Source organism: Gordonia sp. 852002-50816_SCH5313054-c (genome assembly GCF_001665925.1).
Lineage (GTDB): Bacteria > Actinomycetota > Actinomycetes > Mycobacteriales > Mycobacteriaceae > Gordonia > Gordonia jacobaea.
This window is the reverse complement of sequence record NZ_LZTE01000089.1, coordinates 66,172-85,750: the sequence shown is the minus strand read 5'-3', so window position 1 is coordinate 85,750 and position 19,579 is coordinate 66,172. Positions and strand designations below refer to the sequence as shown.

The window sequence follows — 19,579 nt, the reverse complement described above, 5'->3', positions numbered from 1 at the left end:
TATGCGATCGTCGGCAGCGTCAGATGTGTATAAGAGACACGCTCCAGGACGATCGAGACGGCGACGCGACCGTCGGTGGGTGGCGGCATCCGCAGGCGGTAGTTGCCCGACACGTCGTTGAAGGGCGAGACGTAGAACTCCTTGTCGACTTCTGCGCGCCCGTGGTCGTCGAGTTCGACGACGTAGCAATGCCGGCCGCCGTAGGTGTTGTGGACCTCGGCGACCGCGTACGCGAGTGAACCATCGGCGCGATAGCACCAGTACACGCTCAGCGGGTTGAAGACGTAGCCCGCGACGCGCGGTGACGTCAGAGCGACGACCTTTCCGTCTGGAGGGCGTTTGCCGACGCTGAGGAGGTGGGCGTTCAGGCGATCGCGCAGGGTCTGGCCGTCGACCATCGGTTCGGGGAAGTGGTCGGCTCCGCGGAACTGAGCGAAGGGTCGCAGCGGGGCGGAAAGTGTTGGCAGGCTGTCGATATCGACGAGCCAGGAGACACTGCGGTATGTGAAGGCGTGCCGCACCGGCGATAGCCGGGTATGGGTGATGCGACTATGCACCAGTTGGGCGTTCCCGGTCATGCCGACTCCCGCTCGTCGTCGACCGTGGTCTGCCGCGCGAAATCCCACGCGACACCGAGACGCTCCGCGGCGCGTGCTCCGGAGAGCGCGCCGTCCTCGTGGAAACCCCACCCGTGGTAGGCGCCCGCGAAGACGATCGCGTCGGTGTTGATATCCGGTAGCAGTGCCTGTGCGGCAACCGATTCCGTGGTGTATATGGGGTGCTCGTATGTCATCTCGGCGATGACGGTCGACGCATCGACGAGGTCGGTGCGGCCCAGTGTCACCAGCATGCGGGGATGCTCGGGATTCAGGCGCATGAGCCGGGTGAGGTCGTAGGTGACCGCGACCTGCGAGTCGTCTACTGCCCCCGACGCGTCGCCGTGGATCTGGTAGTTCCACGATGCCCACGCGCGACGTGCCCGTGGCATAAGTGAGATATCAGAGTGCAGCACAGCAGGTTTCGGTGCGTACTCCATGGCGGAGAGAACTCGACGCTGCTGCGGGGTCGGGGCGTCGAGCAGTCGGAGAGCCTGGTGAGGATGGGTGGCGACGACGACCGCGTCGAAGTTCTGTGTTCCGGATGAGATGGCGAGTTCGACTGTGCCGTCGGAGTTCTCGGAGATGTGCCGGACCGGGGTGCTCAGGTTGACTGCGCCGCCGCGGCTTCGGACACCGTCGGCGACGGCTTGGACATACGTGTCCGACCCGCCGTCGACGGTGCGCCACGTCGGCGACCCGAACACCGACAGCATGCCGTGGTGATCGAGGAAGGTGAAGAGGTAGCGCGCAGGGTAGCGGCTCGCGGTTGCCGCGTCGCACGACCACACAGCGGCGACGAGCGGCAGCATGAAGTGTTCGCGGAAGTACGGGGAGAAGTTCTCGCGGTCGAGGAAGTCGTCGAGCGGCTCGTCGGAGTCGGGGGTGTCGAGAAGTGCGCGCGCCGCCCGGTGGAATCGGGTCACCTCGCCGAGCATGCGCAGATAGCGGCCTCGCGTGGCGTTGCGCGGGGTGGGGAACAACCCGGAGAAGCCGAGGGCGCCCGCATACTCGAGGCCGGTCACCGTCGAGCTGACCGACATGGACATGTCGGTGTCCTTGGTTGCCACGCCCAGCTCGGCGAAGAGGCGCAGCAGCGTCGGGTAGGTGCGGTCGTTGTGGACGATGAAACCGGAATCGACGCCGACGACACTTCCGTCGGGCATGGGCACCGAGTGCGTGTGGGCGTGGCCGCCGAGGCGATCGTCGGCTTCGAATAGCGTCACCCGGCTGCTTCCGGAGAGCACGTGCGCAGCGGTCAATCCCGCGACCCCGCTGCCGACCACGGCGACGTTGGAGGGCGGGGCGGATCGCTGGCGGATACTCATGCCCGGTGTTCGGATCCGGTCACGGGAGTGGATGGGTCGAATCGAACGGAGTGTCTCGTCTGCGTCGATTCACGGGTCAGGCTGCTCGCGTCGCGCCCATGATCGGGTCGTTGCGCACCGCATCACTGGGCACGATCCGCGCGCCGAGAGGCACGAGTGAGATCGGGATCATCTTGAAGCTGGCGATGCCGAGCGGTATGCCAATGATCGTCAGACACATCGCGATTCCGGTCGTGAGGTGCCCGATTGCCAGCCACCAACCTGCGACGATGATCCAGATCACATTCCCGATCACCGACCACGCTCCCGACTGGGGATCGCGGACCACTGTCCGACCGAACGGCCACAGTGCGTAGTTGGCCATCCGGAACGACGCGATACCGAAGGGGATCGTGATGATCAGGATGCAGCAGATGATGCCCGCGATGACGTAGCCGAGCGCCATCCAGAAACCACAGAGAACCAACCAGATGATGTTCAGCAACGTTTTCATCTGTCCATTGTCGCCCTTCGACGACGCCGAGCGCGAGGATTACTGCTGAAGTTCGAGGTTTCGCCCGGGGATGGCTGCGAGTAGTTCACGCGTGTAGTCCGAGGTCGGGTTCTCGTACACGTCGTCGACGGTGCCCTCGTCGACGACCTTGCCCTTGCGCATGACGAGCACGCGGTCGGCGATCTGACGGACGACGGCCAGGTCGTGTGTGATGAACAGGTACGTCAGGTCGAGTTCGTGCTGCAGGTCGTCGAGGAGGGTCAGGATCTGCTCCTGCACCAGGACGTCGAGGGCGGACACCGCCTCGTCACAGACGACGACCTCGGGGTTCAGCGCAAGCGCACGTGCGATCGCGACCCGCTGACGCTGCCCGCCGGAGAGCTCGTTGGGGAACCGCTGCATCACCGATGACGGGAGTGCGACGAGGTCGAGAAGTTCGCGAACGCGTGCGATGCGGGAAGCCTTGTCGCCGATGTTGTGCACGACGAGCGGCTCGGAGATCGCGCGGTAGATCGAGTACATCGGATCGAGCGAGCCGTACGGGTTCTGGAAGACCGGCTGCACGCGGCGTCGAAAAGACTTGGCTTGCGCACCCTTCAGGGATGTCACGTCGCTGCCGTCGAAATGGACTGTGCCCGAGGTTGGTTCGAGGAGTCCGAGCACCATGCGCGCGACGGTCGACTTGCCGGAGCCTGATTCGCCGACGACTGCCGTGGTGGTGCCGCGGTTGAGCGTGAAGCTGACGTCGTCGACCGCGCGGAACGGCGTGGCCTTGCGGAACGGGACCGAGCCGCGGATGGGGAAGTCCTTCACGAGATTCGCCGCGACGACGACCTCGGTGGGGGTGGTCTCGACTCGGCTGCTCGCTTCGCTCGCGGCCGGCTCGACCAGCGGGTTGGGCTCGGCCTGCGCTGGGGTGGTCTCGACTCGGCTGCTCGGTTCGCTCGCGGCCGGCTCGACCAGCGGCTGGGAGGCCGGCTCGACCAGCGGGTTGGAGGCCGGCTCGGCCTGCGGGGTGGGCTCGGCCTGCGGGGCGGCGGGCTTGTGGCGGTCGGCGCGGCGGGACGAGAGCGACGGCGCGGCGTCGACGAGTCGCTTGGTGTACTCGTGATGTGGGTTGGTCAGGATCTCCTGCGCCGGGCCGGATTCGACGATGCGGCCGCGGTACATGACCACCAGGTGGCTGGCGCGCTCGGCGGCGAGGCCGAGGTCGTGGGTGATCAGCAGCACGGCGGTGCCGAGTTCGTCGGTGAGCGTGGCGAGGTGGTCGAGGATCTCGCGCTGCACCGTGACGTCGAGTGCCGACGTCGGTTCGTCGGCGATGAGCAGCTTGGGCTTTCCGGCGAGACCGATCGCGATGAGCGCGCGCTGTTTCATGCCGCCGGAGAACTCGTGCGGATACTGCGCCGCACGCTTCTCGGGATCGCGCAGGCCTGCCTGCCGGAGCACCTCGACGGCACGCGTGCGGGCCTCGCCGCGCTTGGCCGCTCCGTTGGCGACGAGCGTCTCGCGGACCTGGAATCCGACGCGCCACACCGGGTCGAGGTTGGTGTTGGGGTCCTGTGGCACAAGACCGATCCCGCTGCCGCGTACCTTCTCGAACTCACGTCGTGACGCCTGTGCGAGGTCTTTGCCGTCGAACAGGATCTTTCCGCCGGTCACCGTGCCGTTGCCGGGAAGCAGTCCGAGGACCGCCGCGGCGGTGGTCGACTTACCCGAGCCGGATTCGCCGACGATGGCGACGGTCTGGCCGGGATAGACCGTGAGTCCGACGCCGCGTACCGCGGGTACGTCGCGCCCGCGTGAGCGGAAATCGACTCGTAGGTCAGAGATTTCGAGCAGCGGTGCCGGTACAGCGGTCTCGTTGTCGGAGGTCAGCTCGGAGTTCGTTGTGTCCGTTGTCATCAGCGGGTCCTCGCCTTCGGGTCGAGTGCGTCGCGCAGCACGTCGCCGAGCATCATGAACACGAGGACCGTGATGGCAAGTGCGGCAGCGGGATAGAACAAGATGGGCTGACCTTCGCGCAGCAACTGCTGGCCCGCGGCGATGTCGATGCCCCAGGAGACGGCGGTCGACGGCAGGCCGATGCCCAGGTACGACAGCGTCGCCTCGGTGACGATGAAGACGCCGAGCGAGATCGTCGAGATGACGATGACCGGACCGAGCGAGTTCGGCAGCACGTGGGTGAACAGGGTGCGGAACCGCGACGAGCCCAGCGAGCGCGACGCGTCGACGAACTCTTCGTTGCGCGCCGAGATCGCGGAAGACCGTGCGATACGGGCGATTTGGGGCCAACTGAAGATCGCGAGGACCAGCACCACCGTGTAGACGGTGCGCGCCGAGATCATCTGCATGGTGACCACGGCCGCCAGGATCAGCGGGATGGCGAAGAAGATGTCGGCCAGTCGGGAGATCAACGAATCGAGCCAGCCGCCGTAGAAGCCCGCGAAGATGCCGAGGAATCCACCGACGAGCACCACCGCGAGCGTCGTCAGGATTCCGACGAGAACGGAGTCGCGCGCACCGTAGATCACACGCGCGTAGATGTCGTGGCCCTGCAGGTCGGTGCCGAACCAGTGCGCGGAACTCGGTGAGAGCAGCGAGTCCTCGAGGTTTGCGTACCGCGGATCCTGGTGTGCGAACAGGCCGGGGAACGCGACGATCAGCAGGATGAGGACGAGCAGGATCATCGAGACGATGAACACCGGCTTGGTGCGGATCTCCTGCCACGCCGACTTCCAGAAGCCTGCCGGATCGACGTCGTCGACGAACTCGTCGACCTTGAGCAACTCGACGTCTTCGGCGTCGGCGACGAAGCGGTCCTGGCCGGGAAAGAAGCTGGGGTACGCGTTCAGAGCTGCGTCGGTGTGTGGGGTCTCAGGCATAGCGAATCCTCGGATCGAGTGCGGCATAAAGCAAGTCGACGACGATATTGCAGACGAGGTAGATCAGCACGAGCACCGTGACGAAGGAGACGACGGTCGGGGCCTCGCCACGGATGACCGCTTGATAGATCGTTCCGCCGACGCCGGGGATGTTGAAGATGCCCTCGGTGACGACGGCTCCGCCCATCAGCACGCCGACGTCGGTGCCGATGAACGTGACGACCGGAATCAGCGAGTTGCGCAGGACGTGCACGGTGATCACGCGGGGTCGTCGAAGACCCTTGGCCGACGCGGTGCGTACGTAATCGGCGGTCAGATTGTCGGCGACCTCCGACCGCGTGAGTCGCACGATGTAGGCGAATGAGACTGCGCCGAGCACGAATCCGGGAAGGATGAGGTGGTAGAAGTCGAGGTTTCCGCCGACCGTGACCGGGAACAGATGCCACTTCACACCGAGCAGATACTGCGCGACGAAGCCGAGCACGAAGATCGGGATCGCGATGATGATGAGAGTGACGATCAGGATCGCGGTGTCGTACCAGCGCCCCTTGTTCAGGCCGGAGATCACACCGAACACCACGCCACCGATCGTTTCGACGACCAGCGCGATCAGGGTCAGGTTGACCGTCACCGGGAACGCGCGCTTCATGACGTCGAACACCGGTTGCCCGGAGAACGAGGTGCCGAAGTCGAGGTGGAAAACTCCGCCGATGTAGTTGAAGTACTGCACATAGAACGGTTGGTCGAGGTGATACTGCGCGCGTAGTTGCTCAATCAGGGCCGGGGACATGGGTTTTCCGCCACCGAGAGCCGCGATGGGATCGGCCGGGACGAGAAAGACCATGGCGTAGATGAGGAACGTGGCGCCGAAGAAGACGATCACCATCTGTCCCAGACGGATGAGGAGATATCTGGTCACCGGGTCACTCCTTCGCTTCCTTGGTGATGTTCGGGTAGTCGGGCAAGCCGTTCCAGGCCAACTGCGCGGTGACCTCCGACGCCGAGCCTCCGGCGCCGATGTAGTCCCACAGCGGAATGTTCGGCAGATCCTTGAGCAGGGTTTCCTGTGCGACGTTGGTGAGCCGGTAGGACTCGTCGTCGGTGCGTGCACGCTGCGCGGCGGTCAGCTGCGCGTCGAACTCGGGCGAGACATACTGTGCGTCATTGGAACCGGCTCCCGAAACGAAGATCGGCGCGAGGAACTCCAGCATGGAGGGATAGTCGCCCTGCCAGCCCGTCCTCGCGGCGGTCTTGATCGCCTTGCTCGTGATCGCCGAGCGGATCTGCTTGAACGTCGGCTGCGGCGCGCCGTGGGAGTCGATACCGAGGGTGTTCTTGATCTGATTGCAGACCGCGTCGACCCAGACCTGGTGATCGCCGTCAGAGTTGTAGGCGATTTGGAAGGAGCCGCTCCACGGCGAGATGGCGTTGGCCTCCTGCCACAGCTGCTTGGCCTTCGCGGGGTTGTAGTCGAGGACGTCGCTGCCCGGGATATCGCCGTTCCATCCAGGTAGGGAGCGTGCCGTGAAATCTCTCGACGGCGTGCGGGCACCACGGAAGACCACCTTGGTGACCTCCGGACGATTGATGGCCATCGAGAGCGCCGCACGACGCAGTTGCCCTTCACGCCCGGCCGAGAAGTGTGGCAGGTAGTAGGCGATCGAGATCTGTTGGTTGGACGCCGTCGGTATGGTCAGTGCGTGCTTGCCGAGCGCCTTCTTGTAGGAGTTGAGCGCACTGACCGGCACCGTGTCCGTGACATCGAGATTGCCGGAAGTGAGGTCGGTGTAGGCGGTGTCGAGGCTGGAGTAGAGGACGAAGTCGATCCCGCCGTTGCGCGGCTTATCGGGACCCTTGTAGTCGTCGTTGCGAACCACATTGATCTGGACGTTGTGGCGCCACGCGTCGGGTCCTGCCATCTTGTAGGCGCCGTTGCCGATGGGGTGTTCGCCGAATTCCTTTGCGCCCTCGGTGAAGAAGACGTCGGGGAGCGGCTTGAACGGTGTGAAGCCAAGGCCCAGTTTGAAGTCGATGTTGGGCTGCGTCAGGCGAACGGTGAAGGTGTGGTCGTCGACAACCTTCAGGCCCGACATCTGATCGGCGGTCGAATCCTCGCCTGCGACTGCCTCGTATCCGTCGATCGGCTCGAAAAAGCTCTGCTGCAGTTGGGCGTTCTTCGTCGCAGCGCCGAAATTCCATGCGCGAACGTAGTTTTCGGCCTTGACGGGTGTTCCGTCGGTGAACTTCCAATCCTTCTTGAGATGGATTGTGTAGTTCTGGTTGTCCGTGGTGTCGACGGACTCGGCGTTCGCCAGTGAGGGTTTGCCGTCGGCGTCGTATGAGTACAACCCGGTGAACAGCGCATCCACTACGCGGCCGCCGCCGTTTTCGGCGGTGTTCGTCGTGATGAGTCCGTTCTGCGGCTCGGTGCCGTTGACACTGATGATGGCATTCGGACCGGTCGTATTGACCGTCCGCGCGCCGTCCATGCTGCAGCCCGTGGCGACCATTGCGGTCGCCGAGGCGAGTGCGAACAGGACTGGCGCGATCTGCCGGCGTGGACGATGTCGGCGTCGCAAACGAGCCTCCCCCGGATCATTGTTTTGTAGACATTCCTACTGACCTTACGACCAAAAAAGTTAGACCTGCTCACGAAAAAGGACTAATCGGACAGTGAACTTTCTCCGGCCCTGCTCGCAGCGGGGAAGATCGCTACGCTTGTGTCGTGAAAACCAGCTCGTACGAGCAGACCCGGGTCGTTCTGTGGTCGGTTGTCACCACGCTTGTCCTGATCGTGCGCTTTCTGGCGGTCTTGTTGACCGTCGTCTGTGTGATCGCGTGGGCGATCGCGATGGTTCGCGACTCGTGGAACAACATGTTCTTCGTTCCCGCGATCGTGTCGGCGGTCTCGCTCCTCGTCAGCACGTATCTGTACAGCTATTTGCGGGCGCGGTACCCGCGTCGCAACGGCCGTCTGCTGTAGTCGAGGCCGCTTCGCCGCTGATCTTGTTGCTGAGATCACACTCTCCACGGCACAATTGGGTGAACGTCGGGTGTCGATCAGCCTCGACGGGATACTTGGAGGGCGCATGACAGACGCTGCTGCGGTGTCCTCGACGATCCGCCGGGCCTACGAGGAGTTCCTGGCGAGCGGCGCGGTCCCCGAGACAGTGCGGTCCGTCGTCGGCGATTCGTGGGCGCGTTCGTTGCAGCGTGGCATCGACCCGGCGGCCGGTGCTGCCGAAGCGCAGGCGATGAGCGACGAAGAGTTCGTGCGGTATCGCGAGGCGCATCCCATCACCGCGGTGCGCCCCGTCGTGCAATCTCTGATGCTCGACGACATCGCCGACTCGGGTGTTGTGTTGGCACTGACCGACAACGTCGGTCGGCTCCTCTGGGTGGAGGGCGAGGCGTCTGCGCGGGATCGGGCCAGCCATATCAACTTCGTCGAGGGCTCGGTGTGGAGCGAGGAGGTCGTCGGCACCAATGCTCCCGGGCTTGCGTTGGCGACCGGCCGGGGTGTGCAAGTGGTTGGGCCCGAACACTTCTCGAGTCCCGTTCAGGAGTGGAGTTGCGCGGCAGCGCCGGTCCACGACCCCGCGACAGGGCACGTCATCGGCGTGATCGACGTGACCGGTGGCCGCGAGGTTGCTGCTCCCTTCGCCCTGTCGGCGGTCCGTTCCGTGGTGGCGGTCGTCGAGCGTGAACTGAAGGCGCGGGCCGTCGACCTTTCTGTTGCGTCGACCTTCGAGGCAGGCGCTCGAGCACGACTGACCGTGCTCGCCGACAACGCGTATCGCTGGCAGCGTGGGGGAGATGCCGCCAACGGGAGGTCGTTGTCTCGACGTCACGCCGAGATCCTCCTGCTGCTGCAGCACTATCCCGAGGGCCTGAACACCGAACAACTCGCGTTGATGCTCGCCGACGACGGCGTCGACCCGGTCACCGTCCGCGCCGAGATCTCTCGGTTGCGCCGCGACCTCGGTACCGATGTGATCGAGTCCAGGCCGTACCGCCTGACCGTCGAATTGTCGTCTGACGTGGGAGATCTCCGCGAGCAGATCGCGGGCCACGGCGATCTAGTTCCGGTGATCGAGGCGATCGGTCGTGGCGGGTTACTCGTCGAGTCGAACGCTCCCGGGATCACCGAATTGTTCGAAGAGCTTCGCGAGGACGTCCGCTCGCGGGTCATCGCCGAGGGGCAGGTCGCCGCGCTGCGGGCCTGGACGTCGTCGGTGCATGGCCGCGACGACCTGGCCGCGTGGCGCAGATTTGAGCATCGACTACCGGTCGGGCACCCCGACCGCGCGCTCGTCGGGGGGCGGATCAGGATTCTCGACCGCCGCTACGGTCTCTGACGGTTTCGCGAAACAGTAAAACCGCTGGTCAAGCGCAAATTCGACGCGCCTGATCACGGTAAATCCGCTATCGTTGATCCCCGAGAACATGAGCACAGGGACCAGCGAAGTGACCGCGCAAGCACGGATCGGGATCGTCGACGATCACCCAGCGGTGATGGTCGGCGTGGCGACGATCGTGAATCACGAGCCGGATATGTGCGTCGTTGCAACCGCCGCCTCGGTAAGCGAATTGATCGCCACCGGTCAGTCCTTTGACGGAGTGATGCTGGACCTATTGCTGGCCGATGGCTCGACTCCCACCGAGAACATCGCCTCGCTCGGTTCGCTGAATGTCCCGGTGCTCGTCTACACGTCGGGGGACCGCCCTGCGCTGGTACGCGAGGCTGCGCGAGCCGGTGCCGCGGGGATGGTGCGCAAGTCGGAGGAGCCCGGCGAGATCGTCGAGGCCGTTCGCCTCGTGGTGCGGGGAGAAGTCGCGGCATCGGCAGACTGGGCGGCTGCGATCGAGAGCGACCCGCAGTTCGTTCCCGTTCAGCTTTCTCCACGTGAAGCCGAGATCCTCGGTCACTGCGCGGCCGGTGAAACCGCTGTGCGCGTTGCGCAGTTGTTGTTCATTTCTCGGGAGACCGTCCTGGACCATATACGTCGAATCCGGGTGAAGTACGCCGCGGCGAAACGTCCGGCTCCCACCAAGATCGACCTCTATCAGCGGGCGTTGGAGGACGGGATCGTCGCGCCGATACCGCAGATCTGACGGATGCCCTGAACGCCGCATTTCTGCAGCCCGAAGGGCTGACGATCACACAGACGAATCGGACGCTGGGATGGTTGATCGCCATTGGTGGCGTCATTTTGCTGCTCGATCAAACTGTCTTCGTCTACTCGGATGCCGCCGAGGTCGCGACGTGGTGGAACTTCGGCGGACTCGTCGTATGCGGGTGTGTGGTGATTCTCGCCTGCTTCGGCAGGATGCTCGCGCCGTCGGTGCTGTGGATCGCTTGGCGTGTGGTTCCGGCATTGTTCTGGGCGCTTCAAGCTTCTTGGTGCGTTGCCTACTTCGGGACTGAACGCGCTACCGCGGTCCCGTGGCTCTGGACTGTCGAGCCGGCGGTCATCACACTTCTGCCGCTTGTTGTGCGCCCTGCATATGCGGTGGTCGCCGCGCTGTTCGTGTCGGCCACGCCCGCGCTGAGCTCCTTCGTCGTGTTCGGTGCCATCCCGCACGGGATCGCCCACAGCACCTTTGATGCGCTGGGAAACCTGGTGTATGTGGTGGTGTTCATCGGGCTGCGCACACAGCTCGAACGGCTCAGTCGTGCCGAGTCGGAGGTTCGACGACAACGTCGCCGCGCATTCGACGCTGCCGCGACGTCGGAGAAGCGCGTCGAGATGACCAGGCTTGTGCACGACGAAATCCTGTCCACCTTGTCGGCTGCCCTTCTCGTCGGTGATTCGCCACCACCCGTCCTGCGCGAGCAGGCGCACCAGGCCAAGTGCATTCTCGACGGGGCGCTCGCCGACGACAGACCGGTCACCGCGGGTCGGATTGATACCCACGAAGCCATGGGACGACTGTCACGAGCGCTGAAACGTGCCGATCCGGAGATCGCTATCGCCACACGGATAGAGGCGGACACCGTCGCTCTCGACGTCGCAGAGGAGACGGCGCGCGCCGCTCTCGAGGCAGTGCGCAACAGCGTGCGTCACGCGGGGCCGTCGGCGCGTCGCGAAGTTCTTGTCGCCATCTCCGATGCCCGCGTGCGCATGGCGATCCGCGACGACGGGTGTGGGTTCGATCCTGATGGGCAGGCCGCCGGCTTCGGTCTGACCGAGAGTATTGCCGGGCGCATGAATCGACTAGGTGGAACCGGAACCATCAGGTCCGCGCCTAACGCCGGTACGGAGGTGGTCTTGCGATGCCCAACCTGACGACCGGCAACACCCGCGCTGGTGGGCTTGCCACGTGGCCTGCGAGATGGAGTTTTCTGCTCCTGTGGTCCACCGGGGTCGCACTTGTCGTAATCGACTCACCCGACTCTGTGTTCGATCCCAAGACTCTCGTCGTCTTCGCCGCTGCACTGGTAGGTGCTCTGCTACTGACCACCCCGACACCGGGGCCACTGCGTCCCGGTCCAGCGCTCGCGTTGGTGCCGATCGCATTGCTCGTCGGCATGACCTCGCTCGCCGCCTCGCCGCTGTCCGGGGAGACGTGGGGCCTGACCTTCGGCGCGTACCTCGTCGCCTTCCTGATTCCGCGTGGCAACCCGCGAATCGGTGGACTGGGCAGCGCGTTGTTCATCGGCTGCATCATCGCGTGGTCAGTACTTCACGACCTTTCTCAGCACCAGCTTGCCGATGCACTGGGCATTCCCATCGGATGCGTCATGGCAGCCGTCGTCTGGAGGCTGGTGCTGCGGTCGATTGTCCGTCGCGAACGGATGCATCGCAGTCAATCCGAGCGGATATTCGAGGATGCGCTCGCTCGAGCGGCGCACGATTCCCGGAAGGATCTCAGTGAGATCAGGACTGTTGTCGAGCCCATCCTGACTCGACTCGCCGCGGGCGATGAGATCGATGAGCGCTTTCGCAACGACATCGTGAGACTGGAAGCGGCGCTACGCGACAGGATCAGGGTTCCACGAGCGCACAATCGCCTGCTGATCGACCAGATCGAGCGGCTGCGAGAACGTGACGTCGCGGTCGTGCTGCTTGGCGAGCCGAACACCGACGGGGATGCGATCTCCGACGATCTGGCGATCAGCCTGGCGCGATTGATCGCATCTGTTGAGTCCGGGAAGGTGACGATCCGGGTGTTGCCGGATGGGCGCGCTGCCGCGGCAACCGTGGTCATGCCCACCGCGAGCGGAGTCGAGCAGATCGTCCTCGCCGACTGCGGAAAGATCCTCTCCCGTATCTGACGGGGGAGGCGGGTTCTCGGCCCGTCGGTTGGGTGAATGGTCGCGATCCCCTAGAAGCGGGGATACCGGAGTCGATCGCTGCCGCATTAACGTTCTGCTGGGCGTGCGTCGCCGGTCGTTGCTCGGGCGCGCACGCATTGCCATCGTCTACTTCTCCCGGAGTTGGTCCTCATGCATCTCGACATGCCCACGCCCCACGACATCGAGCACCTTGCGGCGGCACGCGACCCACTCAGCGCAACGCTCTACGTTCCCACTACCCCGGGCGGCATCGACGCCGATTCCAACCGCTTGGCCGCGCGCGGTCTCTGGGAGCCGGTGCTGCTCGAGATGTACGGGCGTGCCGATAAGCGAGATGTCTGGCCGATCGAAGAAATGATGAACACCCTGCTCGACGACGACGAGTTCTGGGAACATCTCGGTCGGAGCCTCGCGATCTTCGTCTCATCGAAGGGCATAGTCGAGTTCCGGCTCCCCAACTCCCTCGAGTCCTATGCGACTCTGGCCGACCGGTTCACCATCACTCCGCTACTGCGTGCGACGACCTTCCCGAACGACGCTTACACACTCGCGCTGTCGCAGAACGGCGCCCGGCTGATCGAGATCTCGGCTGACGAGCCGCCGAGGGAGGTGACCGTGTCCGACATGCCGCGCAGCGCCGAGAAGGCAGTGGGTCTGCGCTCGATCGGCGGACGGTCTCCGTACGGCAGGTTGCACGGAGACGAGGGCCGCAAGGTGCGGCTGACGCAGTATGCGCGTGCGGTCGACCATGCGATTCGTCCGACACTGAACGCAGCGTCGCTGCCACTTGTCGTGGCCGCGACGCAGCCACTCGCGGCGATTTTCACCAACCTGAGCGGATACCGGCACGTCGTCGCGGCTCCGCTGCGGGGAAATCCGGACGAGATGACCGACGCCGAGGTCGCCGCCGAAACCAGGGTCGTGCTCGACCAGCTCAACGAAGCGAGCCTCGATGAGCTGCGTACCACTTTCAAGGAACGACGCAATTCGGGTAGAGCGGTCACCGACCTGGCCGAACTTGCCCGAGCGGCAACCTTCGGGCAGGTCGACACCGTCATCATCGACATGAACGCCCACGTTGCCGGCCACATCGACATCGGCGGCGCGCTGGTCCTCGACCCTGCAGACGACCTCGATGTCCTCGAGGAGATCGCGCGGGCCGCACTGGGTACCGGTGCCCGTGTGATGAGCGTGCGGTCCGACGATCTACCCGACGGTGTCTCCGCTGCCGGGCTCCTGCGATTCGCTACCGAGGGCTGACCGATGTGCACACGAATCCTGTGGAACAAGAGTGAGCCGTACGTCGTAGCGCGCACCATGGATTGGCCCGACACCACGATGCCGGTGATCACCGCGATGCCACGTGGAATCGCGCGCGACGGTGCGCTTGCAGGCGGGGAAGAGATCGCTGAGAACGGTGCTCGCTGGACGTCGAAGTACGGTTCGGTCGTCACGACGATCTACGGCGTCGGAACCGCGGACGGCATGAATGAGCGTGGCTTCGGCGCACACCTTCTCTACTTGGAGAATGCTGACTTCGGTGAGCGTGATCTGCGCAAGCCGGCAGTCGGAGCGCATTTGTGGACTCAGTATCTCCTCGACCAGGCGGCGACCGTCGCCGAGGCGGTGGACCTGCTCGACGAGGTCCAGATCGTCATGATGTCCGCTGAGGGCCACAAGGCCAAGACCCACCTCGCCATCGAGGACGCCACCGGAGACTCCGCGATCGTCGAGGTACTCGACGGCACCGTTCGGGTTCACCGTGATCGTCGATACACGGTCCTGACCAACGAGCCACCGTATCGAGAGCAGCTGAGAATCCTGGAGCAGGAGGACTTCTCGGCTCCCAATGACCGGATGCCGCTCGACGGCAATGTCAATCCGGTGGCGCGTTTCCAACGAGCGAGTTACTTCACCAAGATCCTCCCGCATCCGACCGGAGCTCGGGAGGCTGTCGCGGGAGTGCTGGCCATCGCGCGGAATGTCTCGATTCCGTTCGGCGCACCGTACGAGGGTTTCGGTCTGTACAACACCGAGTACCGCACGGTTGCCGACCTGACCAACCGGCGGTACTTCTTCGAGCTGACCACCGCACCCAGCGTCCTCTGGGTGGAGTTCGACGAGCTCGATTTCTCGGAGAGCGACCGCTGCCTCGTCATCGATCCGGCAGATGTCTCGCTTGCCGGAGACGTCACGAAGGCCATGGCAGTGGCAGAGCTGCCGTTCTGATTCAGTGCTCTGAACTGCGACGATGCGACGCCGCAACGTTGCAAACGTGACTGCAACGTGGCTGCAACCACTTTGCTCCTAGTGTGTGCAACAGATCACACACGGCCTATCGAGTGGCTTGTGTGGCAACGAGAAAATGGCACTGAGGAGCTACACAATGACTGTCTACGCAAAGCCGGGTACCGACGGCTCGGTGATGTCCTTCGAGTCCCGCTACGACAACTGGATCGGCGGACAGTGGGTCCCGCCCGTGAAGGGGCAGTACTTCGAGAACCCGTCGCCCGTCGACGGCAAGACCTTCTGCGAGGTCGCACGCTCGACCGCCGAGGACATCGACCTCGCGCTCGACGCCGCGCACAAGGCCGCTCCGGGATGGGGCAAGACGGCTGTCGCGGAGCGCGCGCTGGTGCTGCTGCGTATCGCCGACCGCCTCGAGGAGAACCTCGAGAAGATCGCTGTCGCCGAGACCTGGGACAATGGCAAGGCTGTTCGTGAGACCCTCGCCGCCGACATCCCGCTGGCAATCGATCACTTCCGCTACTTCGCGGGCGCTCTGCGTGCTCAGGAGGGCTCGATCTCGGAGGTCGACGAGGACACCGTCGCCTACCACTTCCACGAGCCGCTCGGCGTCGTCGGCCAGATCATCCCGTGGAACTTCCCGATCCTGATGGCCGTGTGGAAGCTCGCACCCGCTCTCGCCGCGGGCAACGCCGTTGTCCTCAAGCCTGCGGAGCAGACCCCGGCGTCGATCCTGTACGTGATGAGTCTGATCGCCGACATCCTCCCCGCCGGCGTCATCAACGTGGTCAACGGCTTCGGTGTCGAGGCGGGCAAGCCGCTCGCGTCGAGCAACCGCATCCGCAAGATCGCGTTCACCGGTGAGACCACGACCGGCCGTCTGATCATGCAGTACGCCTCGGAGAACCTGATCCCGGTCACCCTCGAACTCGGCGGCAAGAGCCCCAACATCTTCTTCAACGACGTGATGGCTGCCGACGACGGCTTCTTCGACCGTGCGCTGGAGGGCTTTTCGATGTTCGCGCTCAACCAGGGCGAGGTGTGCACCTGCCCGAGTCGCGCCCTCATCCAGGAGGACATCTACAACGACTTCATCGAGAAGGCCGTCGACCGTGTCTCGAAGATCAAGCAGGGCAACCCCCTCGACACCGAGACCATGATGGGTGCGCAGGCGTCGAACGATCAGTACGAGAAGATCCAGTCGTACCTCGCGATCGGCCGGGACGAGGGTGCCAAGGTCCTCATCGGTGGCGAGGCTGCTCACCTCGGTGGCGACCTCGAGGGCGGCTACTACATCAAGCCGACCGTCTTCTCCGGACAGAACAACATGCGCATCTTCCAGGAGGAGATCTTCGGTCCGGTGCTGGCCGTCACGACCTTCAAGGACTACGCCGACGCCATCCACATCGCCAACGACACCCTCTACGGATTGGGCGCGGGCGTGTGGAGCCGTGACGGTGCCACCGCCTACCGCGCAGGCCGCGAGATCCAGGCCGGACGCGTGTGGACGAACACCTACCACGACTACCCGGCACACGCCGCGTTCGGTGGCTACAAGCAGTCCGGTATCGGCCGCGAGACCCACCTGATGATGCTCGAGCACTACCAGCAGACCAAGAACCTGCTGGTGGGCTACGCGCAGAACGCCAAGGGCTTCTTCTGATCCTGACGGCAGGCACGTCGACGCCGCCACGCAACCTTTTTCAGGTTGTGTGGCGGCGTTCGTCGTGTGCAACGCGCCTGCAACAGAACAGCGACTACTCTGTGGTTCAGATCACAGTGAGAGGTAAACGATGAGCAGTACAGAATCAACCCCGTCGACGTCGGCCTCAGCGGCCGCGGACGGAGCGGTGCCTGATCGTGTGATCGCCACAGACGCCGCCGTGCAGCTCCTGACCAAGTTGTCGGAGCTGCACGGCGGGCTCATGATTCACCAGTCCGGCGGATGCTGCGACGGTTCGGCGCCGATGTGTTACCCCGTCGGTGACTATCGGGTCGGCCAGCGCGACGTCCTCGTCGGAACCATCGAACTGCCCGAGCCCCTGCCCGACGTGCGGGTCTGGATCAACGGCGACCAGTTCGAGTTGTGGAAGCACACCCAGTTGATCCTCGACGTCGTGAAGGGTCGCGGCGCCGGATTCAGTCTCGAGGCGCCGGAAGGGGTTCGATTCCTCTCTCGTGCAAGGGCTTTCAGTGATGAGGAAAATGCCGTTCTCGCGGCGAACCCACCGCTGACCGGCGCCGCGGTCGGCGTCTGACAGCGGTCTGTTCTTCGGCGAGGGCTGCTGTCCGAGTCGCCCGAAGGGTCCGAACTGCGAGGTCACTGTGAGTGTTGGTCATTTGATCTGCTAGCTTTCTCACGTCGTCATCGACGATGTGGTCGGGGACACAAAGCTAGAACAGAGGATTTACAAGAATGAACCGCAAGATCAGTTGTGCAGTTGCCATCGCGGCCGCGGCGGGAGCCGTCTCGTTCGCACTGCCGGGTACGGCATCGGCCGCACCGGCGTTCAACTGCGCCAAGGTCGCCACCCCGTCGAACTCGAACGGTTGGGGCAACACCGTGCCCGACGAAAGAGGTCAGGCAGGCAAGATCACCGCTGGAGTGGCCTCCGACAACGACGGCTCGCTGGAGTTCGCGACCTCGGCATCGACCAAGCGCCAGGCGTCGTACCACTCGGCGGGCCAACTGCCGCTCGCCGATCTCAACGGCAGCGCGCTCACATTCCAGAAGTCGAACGGCAATGCCAACTGGCAGATCCGCATCACGGGCGCGAACACCGGCACGTCGAGCGGATTCGCCACGCTCGTGTGGGGAGCTCCTATCGGAGCGGGCAAGGCCGACGCGACGTCGTCGAACCAGTGGTGGGCGACCCGCAAGCTGGGCAACATCCCAGCCGCGCAGAACGCATCGCTGTCGGCCCTCATCGCCGCCGCGAACTCGGACGGCAAGAAGGCCGTCGTCGATCTGTACGGAATCTCCAGTCAGCCCGGTGGCACGGCTGATGCGAAGGTCAACGTCGACGAGGTGACGTTCAACAGCTGCACGACCAACTTCAAGGTCTCCGGCGGAAACGGCTCGATCGAGTTCCCGAGCTTCGGTTCATAACCACGTCGTTTAGCAACGTCAGTGATTCCTCGACCGGGGTGGCCGCAAGCAGGCCGCCCCGGTCGAGTCGTCAGCGCTGCGACATGTCGCCGGTGGCGGGCACGCCGTCGGCGAGTTCGTAGCGCAGGAACACCGTGCCACTCGGACTCGCGACGGGAGGGTCGACGAGTCTGAGATTCGCGGGCACCGTCCCGGCGTCGAAGATGCGTTTGCCGCTGCCCAGGAGAATGGGGTGGACCCAGAGGTCAAGGCGGTCAAAGAGTCTCTCGGACAAGAGGGTTTGGACCAGATCGAGGCTGCCGACGACCGTGACGTGCTGATGGCGGTCACGGATTTCGCCGATCGCCGCCGGAAGGTCGGGGCCGAGTTGTGTTGAGCCATCCCATGTCAGGTCGGCCGAACCGCGCGAGGCAACGTACTTCGGAATCCTGTTGAACAAGGCGCCGAACTCGTCGTCCTGATGCGGCCAGTAGTCGGCGAAGATGTCGTAGGTCCGTCGGCCCAGAAGCAGAGCGTCGGTCTCGGCGTACGCGGCGACGACCTGAGCGCCCGACGTTTCGTTCAGTAGCGGTGCTTGCCAGCCTCCGAAGTCGAAATCATCGGGATCCTCTTCCGGTCCTCCAGGTGACTGTCCGACGAGGTCGAGTGTGGTGAACAGTTCGATCTGAATGATCCCCATGGTGTGCTCCTGATGTTGGCGGGTCGACGGAGGGCAGACCCGACGTCGTCCGGAAAGTCATCGCCGAGGCACGACGTTCGGCGAGCTCCGGGTCTTTGCATCCGCCGATCGGTGGATGCGCTCATCACCCGGCCAATCGGCCTTGCGGTGGATGTGAGCCCGCGGGAATCAGGCCGAAACTCATTGGTGTCGAAAGAAAAACACCAGATCGGCCGCGAGACCGGGAAATCGAGAAGTAGCCATGTTCACCACAACACAGGACCCCAGCATCGGCGCCACCGGCAGTGCAGCCACAGCATCTGCTCCCAAGCGCAAGAACGTGATCGTCGGCGTCATCGCCGGACTCGCACTGATCATCGCGGCCATCGGAATCGGCCTCGGCGTGACGGCAATGGGCCACAGCGGCACCTCGCATGCCGCGACGACGCCCTATAGCAACTCGTCGACGAGTGGCGGTGGCTCGCAGTCCGACGGCGCCGGCACGGTGTCTCCCGCAGTGCCGTCGCAGCCGGGTAACGACGTGTCGCCCGCTGTCCCGTCGCAGCCGGGTAACAACGTGTCACCTGCCGTGCCGTCGCAGCCGGGCAACAACGTCTCACCTGCTGTGCCGTCGACTCCGACCAACAATGTCTCGCCTGCTGTGCCGTCGCAGCCGGGTAACAATGTGTCGCCCGCCCAACCGTCGACGCCGGGCAACAACGTGACCCCTGCTCAGCCGTCGACGCCCACGGGCAGCATCTCGCCTGCTCAGCCGTCGACCCCGACCGGAAGCGGCATCATCACACCAGCGAGCCAGGCGGCTGCGTGACCTGCTCCCACACGACCTACTCAGGCACGACGAGGTCCGCGACCGCACCGGTCGCGGACCTCGTCGTCGTTGCTGATCCGGCCGTCTTCCCGACTGCTCGCCGGTAGGCTCACTCCATCGACACGGTGTGCGCC

Annotated in this window: 19 protein-coding genes; 11 read left to right on the top strand and 8 right to left on the bottom strand. The window is 64.4% G+C overall.

Translation table 11 applies throughout. The features are described from left to right. From A5788_RS23075 to A5788_RS23045, 7 genes are all read right to left on the bottom strand, one after another. A partial coding sequence (locus tag A5788_RS23075) for a DUF1365 domain-containing protein (protein WP_156525609.1) occupies positions 1 to 578 on the bottom strand: 578 nt, incomplete at its 3' end. Continuing rightward, on the bottom strand, positions 575 to 1,924 hold the full coding sequence (locus tag A5788_RS23070; RefSeq protein ID WP_197494440.1) for an NAD(P)/FAD-dependent oxidoreductase: 1,350 nt from the start codon (positions 1,922 to 1,924) through the stop codon (positions 575 to 577). The genes A5788_RS23075 and A5788_RS23070, both read right to left, overlap by 4 nt. Positions 1,925 to 2,000: 76 nt before the next feature. Then, entirely contained in the window at positions 2,001 to 2,417 is a 417-nt protein-coding gene (locus A5788_RS23065; RefSeq protein WP_049700270.1) for a YccF domain-containing protein, read from the bottom strand. Positions 2,418 to 2,456: 39 nt separating this feature from the next. After that, the gene (locus A5788_RS23060) at positions 2,457 to 4,322 is read right to left on the bottom strand and encodes a dipeptide ABC transporter ATP-binding protein (protein WP_064864170.1); all 1,866 of its coding nucleotides are present in this window, start codon (positions 4,320 to 4,322) and stop codon (positions 2,457 to 2,459) included. Beyond that, a complete protein-coding gene (locus tag A5788_RS23055) occupies positions 4,322 to 5,302 on the bottom strand; it encodes an ABC transporter permease (RefSeq protein ID WP_064864168.1) in 981 nt (326 codons plus the stop codon). Before A5788_RS23055 ends, A5788_RS23060 begins: the two co-directional genes overlap by 1 nt. Next, complete coding sequence (locus A5788_RS23050) at positions 5,295 to 6,221, bottom strand: ABC transporter permease (RefSeq protein ID WP_005207646.1); 927 nt, start codon at positions 6,219 to 6,221, stop codon at positions 5,295 to 5,297. The genes A5788_RS23055 and A5788_RS23050 overlap by 8 nt, the downstream gene beginning before the upstream one ends. A 4-nt stretch (positions 6,222 to 6,225) precedes the next feature. Further along, positions 6,226 to 7,812, bottom strand: a complete 1,587-nt coding sequence (locus A5788_RS23045; RefSeq protein ID WP_231894047.1) for a peptide ABC transporter substrate-binding protein — start codon at positions 7,810 to 7,812, stop codon at positions 6,226 to 6,228. 215 nt (positions 7,813 to 8,027) lie between these two features. On the opposite strand from A5788_RS23045, the gene A5788_RS23040 reads away from it, so the two are divergent. The 10 genes from A5788_RS23040 (at position 8,028) to A5788_RS22995 (ending at position 17,958) form a co-directional block, all read left to right on the top strand. After that, a complete protein-coding gene (locus A5788_RS23040) occupies positions 8,028 to 8,285 on the top strand; it encodes a hypothetical protein (protein ID WP_064864166.1) in 258 nt (85 codons plus the stop codon). Positions 8,286 to 8,391: 106 nt separating this feature from the next. Further along, positions 8,392 to 9,660 (top strand): helix-turn-helix domain-containing protein, encoded by a 1,269-nt coding sequence (locus A5788_RS23035; protein ID WP_064864164.1) that lies wholly within the window; start codon positions 8,392 to 8,394, stop codon positions 9,658 to 9,660. An 88-nt stretch (positions 9,661 to 9,748) separates the two neighbouring features. Next, positions 9,749 to 10,417 (top strand): response regulator transcription factor, encoded by a 669-nt coding sequence (locus tag A5788_RS23030; RefSeq protein WP_049700325.1) that lies wholly within the window; start codon positions 9,749 to 9,751, stop codon positions 10,415 to 10,417. 74 nt (positions 10,418 to 10,491) lie between these two features. Then, the gene (locus A5788_RS23025; RefSeq protein WP_064864162.1) at positions 10,492 to 11,592 is read left to right on the top strand and encodes a sensor histidine kinase; all 1,101 of its coding nucleotides are present in this window, start codon (positions 10,492 to 10,494) and stop codon (positions 11,590 to 11,592) included. Continuing rightward, positions 11,580 to 12,581 (top strand): hypothetical protein, encoded by a 1,002-nt coding sequence (locus tag A5788_RS23020; RefSeq protein ID WP_064868172.1) that lies wholly within the window; start codon positions 11,580 to 11,582, stop codon positions 12,579 to 12,581. Before A5788_RS23025 ends, A5788_RS23020 begins: the two co-directional genes overlap by 13 nt. A gap of 183 nt (positions 12,582 to 12,764) precedes the next feature. Then, positions 12,765 to 13,862 (top strand): baeRF11 domain-containing protein, encoded by a 1,098-nt coding sequence (locus tag A5788_RS23015; protein ID WP_156525608.1) that lies wholly within the window; start codon positions 12,765 to 12,767, stop codon positions 13,860 to 13,862. Between the two features lie 3 nt (positions 13,863 to 13,865). Beyond that, positions 13,866 to 14,831, top strand: coding sequence for a linear amide C-N hydrolase (locus A5788_RS23010; RefSeq protein ID WP_064864156.1), 966 nt, complete (start codon positions 13,866 to 13,868; stop codon positions 14,829 to 14,831). Positions 14,832 to 14,988: 157 nt separating this feature from the next. After that, positions 14,989 to 16,512 (top strand): acetaldehyde dehydrogenase ExaC, encoded by a 1,524-nt coding sequence (exaC, locus tag A5788_RS23005; RefSeq protein ID WP_049700262.1) that lies wholly within the window; start codon positions 14,989 to 14,991, stop codon positions 16,510 to 16,512. A 130-nt stretch (positions 16,513 to 16,642) separates the two neighbouring features. Next, a complete protein-coding gene (locus A5788_RS23000) occupies positions 16,643 to 17,107 on the top strand; it encodes a DUF779 domain-containing protein (protein ID WP_049700261.1) in 465 nt (154 codons plus the stop codon). A 158-nt stretch (positions 17,108 to 17,265) separates the two neighbouring features. Continuing rightward, positions 17,266 to 17,958, top strand: coding sequence for a hypothetical protein (locus A5788_RS22995; protein ID WP_049700260.1), 693 nt, complete (start codon positions 17,266 to 17,268; stop codon positions 17,956 to 17,958). Positions 17,959 to 18,028: 70 nt separating this feature from the next. Here A5788_RS22995 and A5788_RS22990 read toward each other — a convergent pair whose 3' ends face one another. Next, positions 18,029 to 18,637, bottom strand: coding sequence for a dihydrofolate reductase family protein (locus A5788_RS22990; protein ID WP_049700259.1), 609 nt, complete (start codon positions 18,635 to 18,637; stop codon positions 18,029 to 18,031). Between the two features lie 241 nt (positions 18,638 to 18,878). Between A5788_RS22990 and A5788_RS22985 the strand changes: the two genes are divergently transcribed. Further along, positions 18,879 to 19,445 (top strand): hypothetical protein, encoded by a 567-nt coding sequence (locus A5788_RS22985; RefSeq protein ID WP_049700258.1) that lies wholly within the window; start codon positions 18,879 to 18,881, stop codon positions 19,443 to 19,445. Positions 19,446 to 19,579: the final 134 nt, after the last annotated feature.

Excerpts from the sequence above, each read along its gene's own strand:
- A5788_RS23070 (WP_197494440.1), bottom strand. The coding sequence starts at position 1,924 with ATGAGTATCCGCCAGCGATCCGCCCCGCCCTCCAACGTCGCCGTGGTC.
- A5788_RS23065 (WP_049700270.1), bottom strand. The coding sequence starts at position 2,417 with ATGAAAACGTTGCTGAACATCATCTGGTTGGTTCTCTGTGGTTTCTGG.
- A5788_RS23060 (WP_064864170.1), bottom strand. The coding sequence starts at position 4,322 with ATGACAACGGACACAACGAACTCCGAGCTGACCTCCGACAACGAGACC.
- A5788_RS23055 (WP_064864168.1), bottom strand. The coding sequence starts at position 5,302 with ATGCCTGAGACCCCACACACCGACGCAGCTCTGAACGCGTACCCCAGC.
- A5788_RS23045 (WP_231894047.1), bottom strand. The coding sequence starts at position 7,812 with ATGGTCGCCACGGGCTGCAGCATGGACGGCGCGCGGACGGTCAATACG.
- A5788_RS23035 (WP_064864164.1), top strand. The coding sequence starts at position 8,392 with ATGACAGACGCTGCTGCGGTGTCCTCGACGATCCGCCGGGCCTACGAG.
- A5788_RS23030 (WP_049700325.1), top strand. The coding sequence starts at position 9,749 with ATGAGCACAGGGACCAGCGAAGTGACCGCGCAAGCACGGATCGGGATC.
- A5788_RS23020 (WP_064868172.1), top strand. The coding sequence starts at position 11,580 with ATGCCCAACCTGACGACCGGCAACACCCGCGCTGGTGGGCTTGCCACG.
- A5788_RS23015 (WP_156525608.1), top strand. The coding sequence starts at position 12,765 with ATGCCCACGCCCCACGACATCGAGCACCTTGCGGCGGCACGCGACCCA.
- A5788_RS23010 (WP_064864156.1), top strand. The coding sequence starts at position 13,866 with ATGTGCACACGAATCCTGTGGAACAAGAGTGAGCCGTACGTCGTAGCG.
- exaC (WP_049700262.1), top strand. The coding sequence starts at position 14,989 with ATGACTGTCTACGCAAAGCCGGGTACCGACGGCTCGGTGATGTCCTTC.
- A5788_RS23000 (WP_049700261.1), top strand. The coding sequence starts at position 16,643 with ATGAGCAGTACAGAATCAACCCCGTCGACGTCGGCCTCAGCGGCCGCG.
- A5788_RS22995 (WP_049700260.1), top strand. The coding sequence starts at position 17,266 with ATGAACCGCAAGATCAGTTGTGCAGTTGCCATCGCGGCCGCGGCGGGA.
- A5788_RS22990 (WP_049700259.1), bottom strand. The coding sequence starts at position 18,637 with ATGGGGATCATTCAGATCGAACTGTTCACCACACTCGACCTCGTCGGA.
- A5788_RS22985 (WP_049700258.1), top strand. The coding sequence starts at position 18,879 with ATGTTCACCACAACACAGGACCCCAGCATCGGCGCCACCGGCAGTGCA.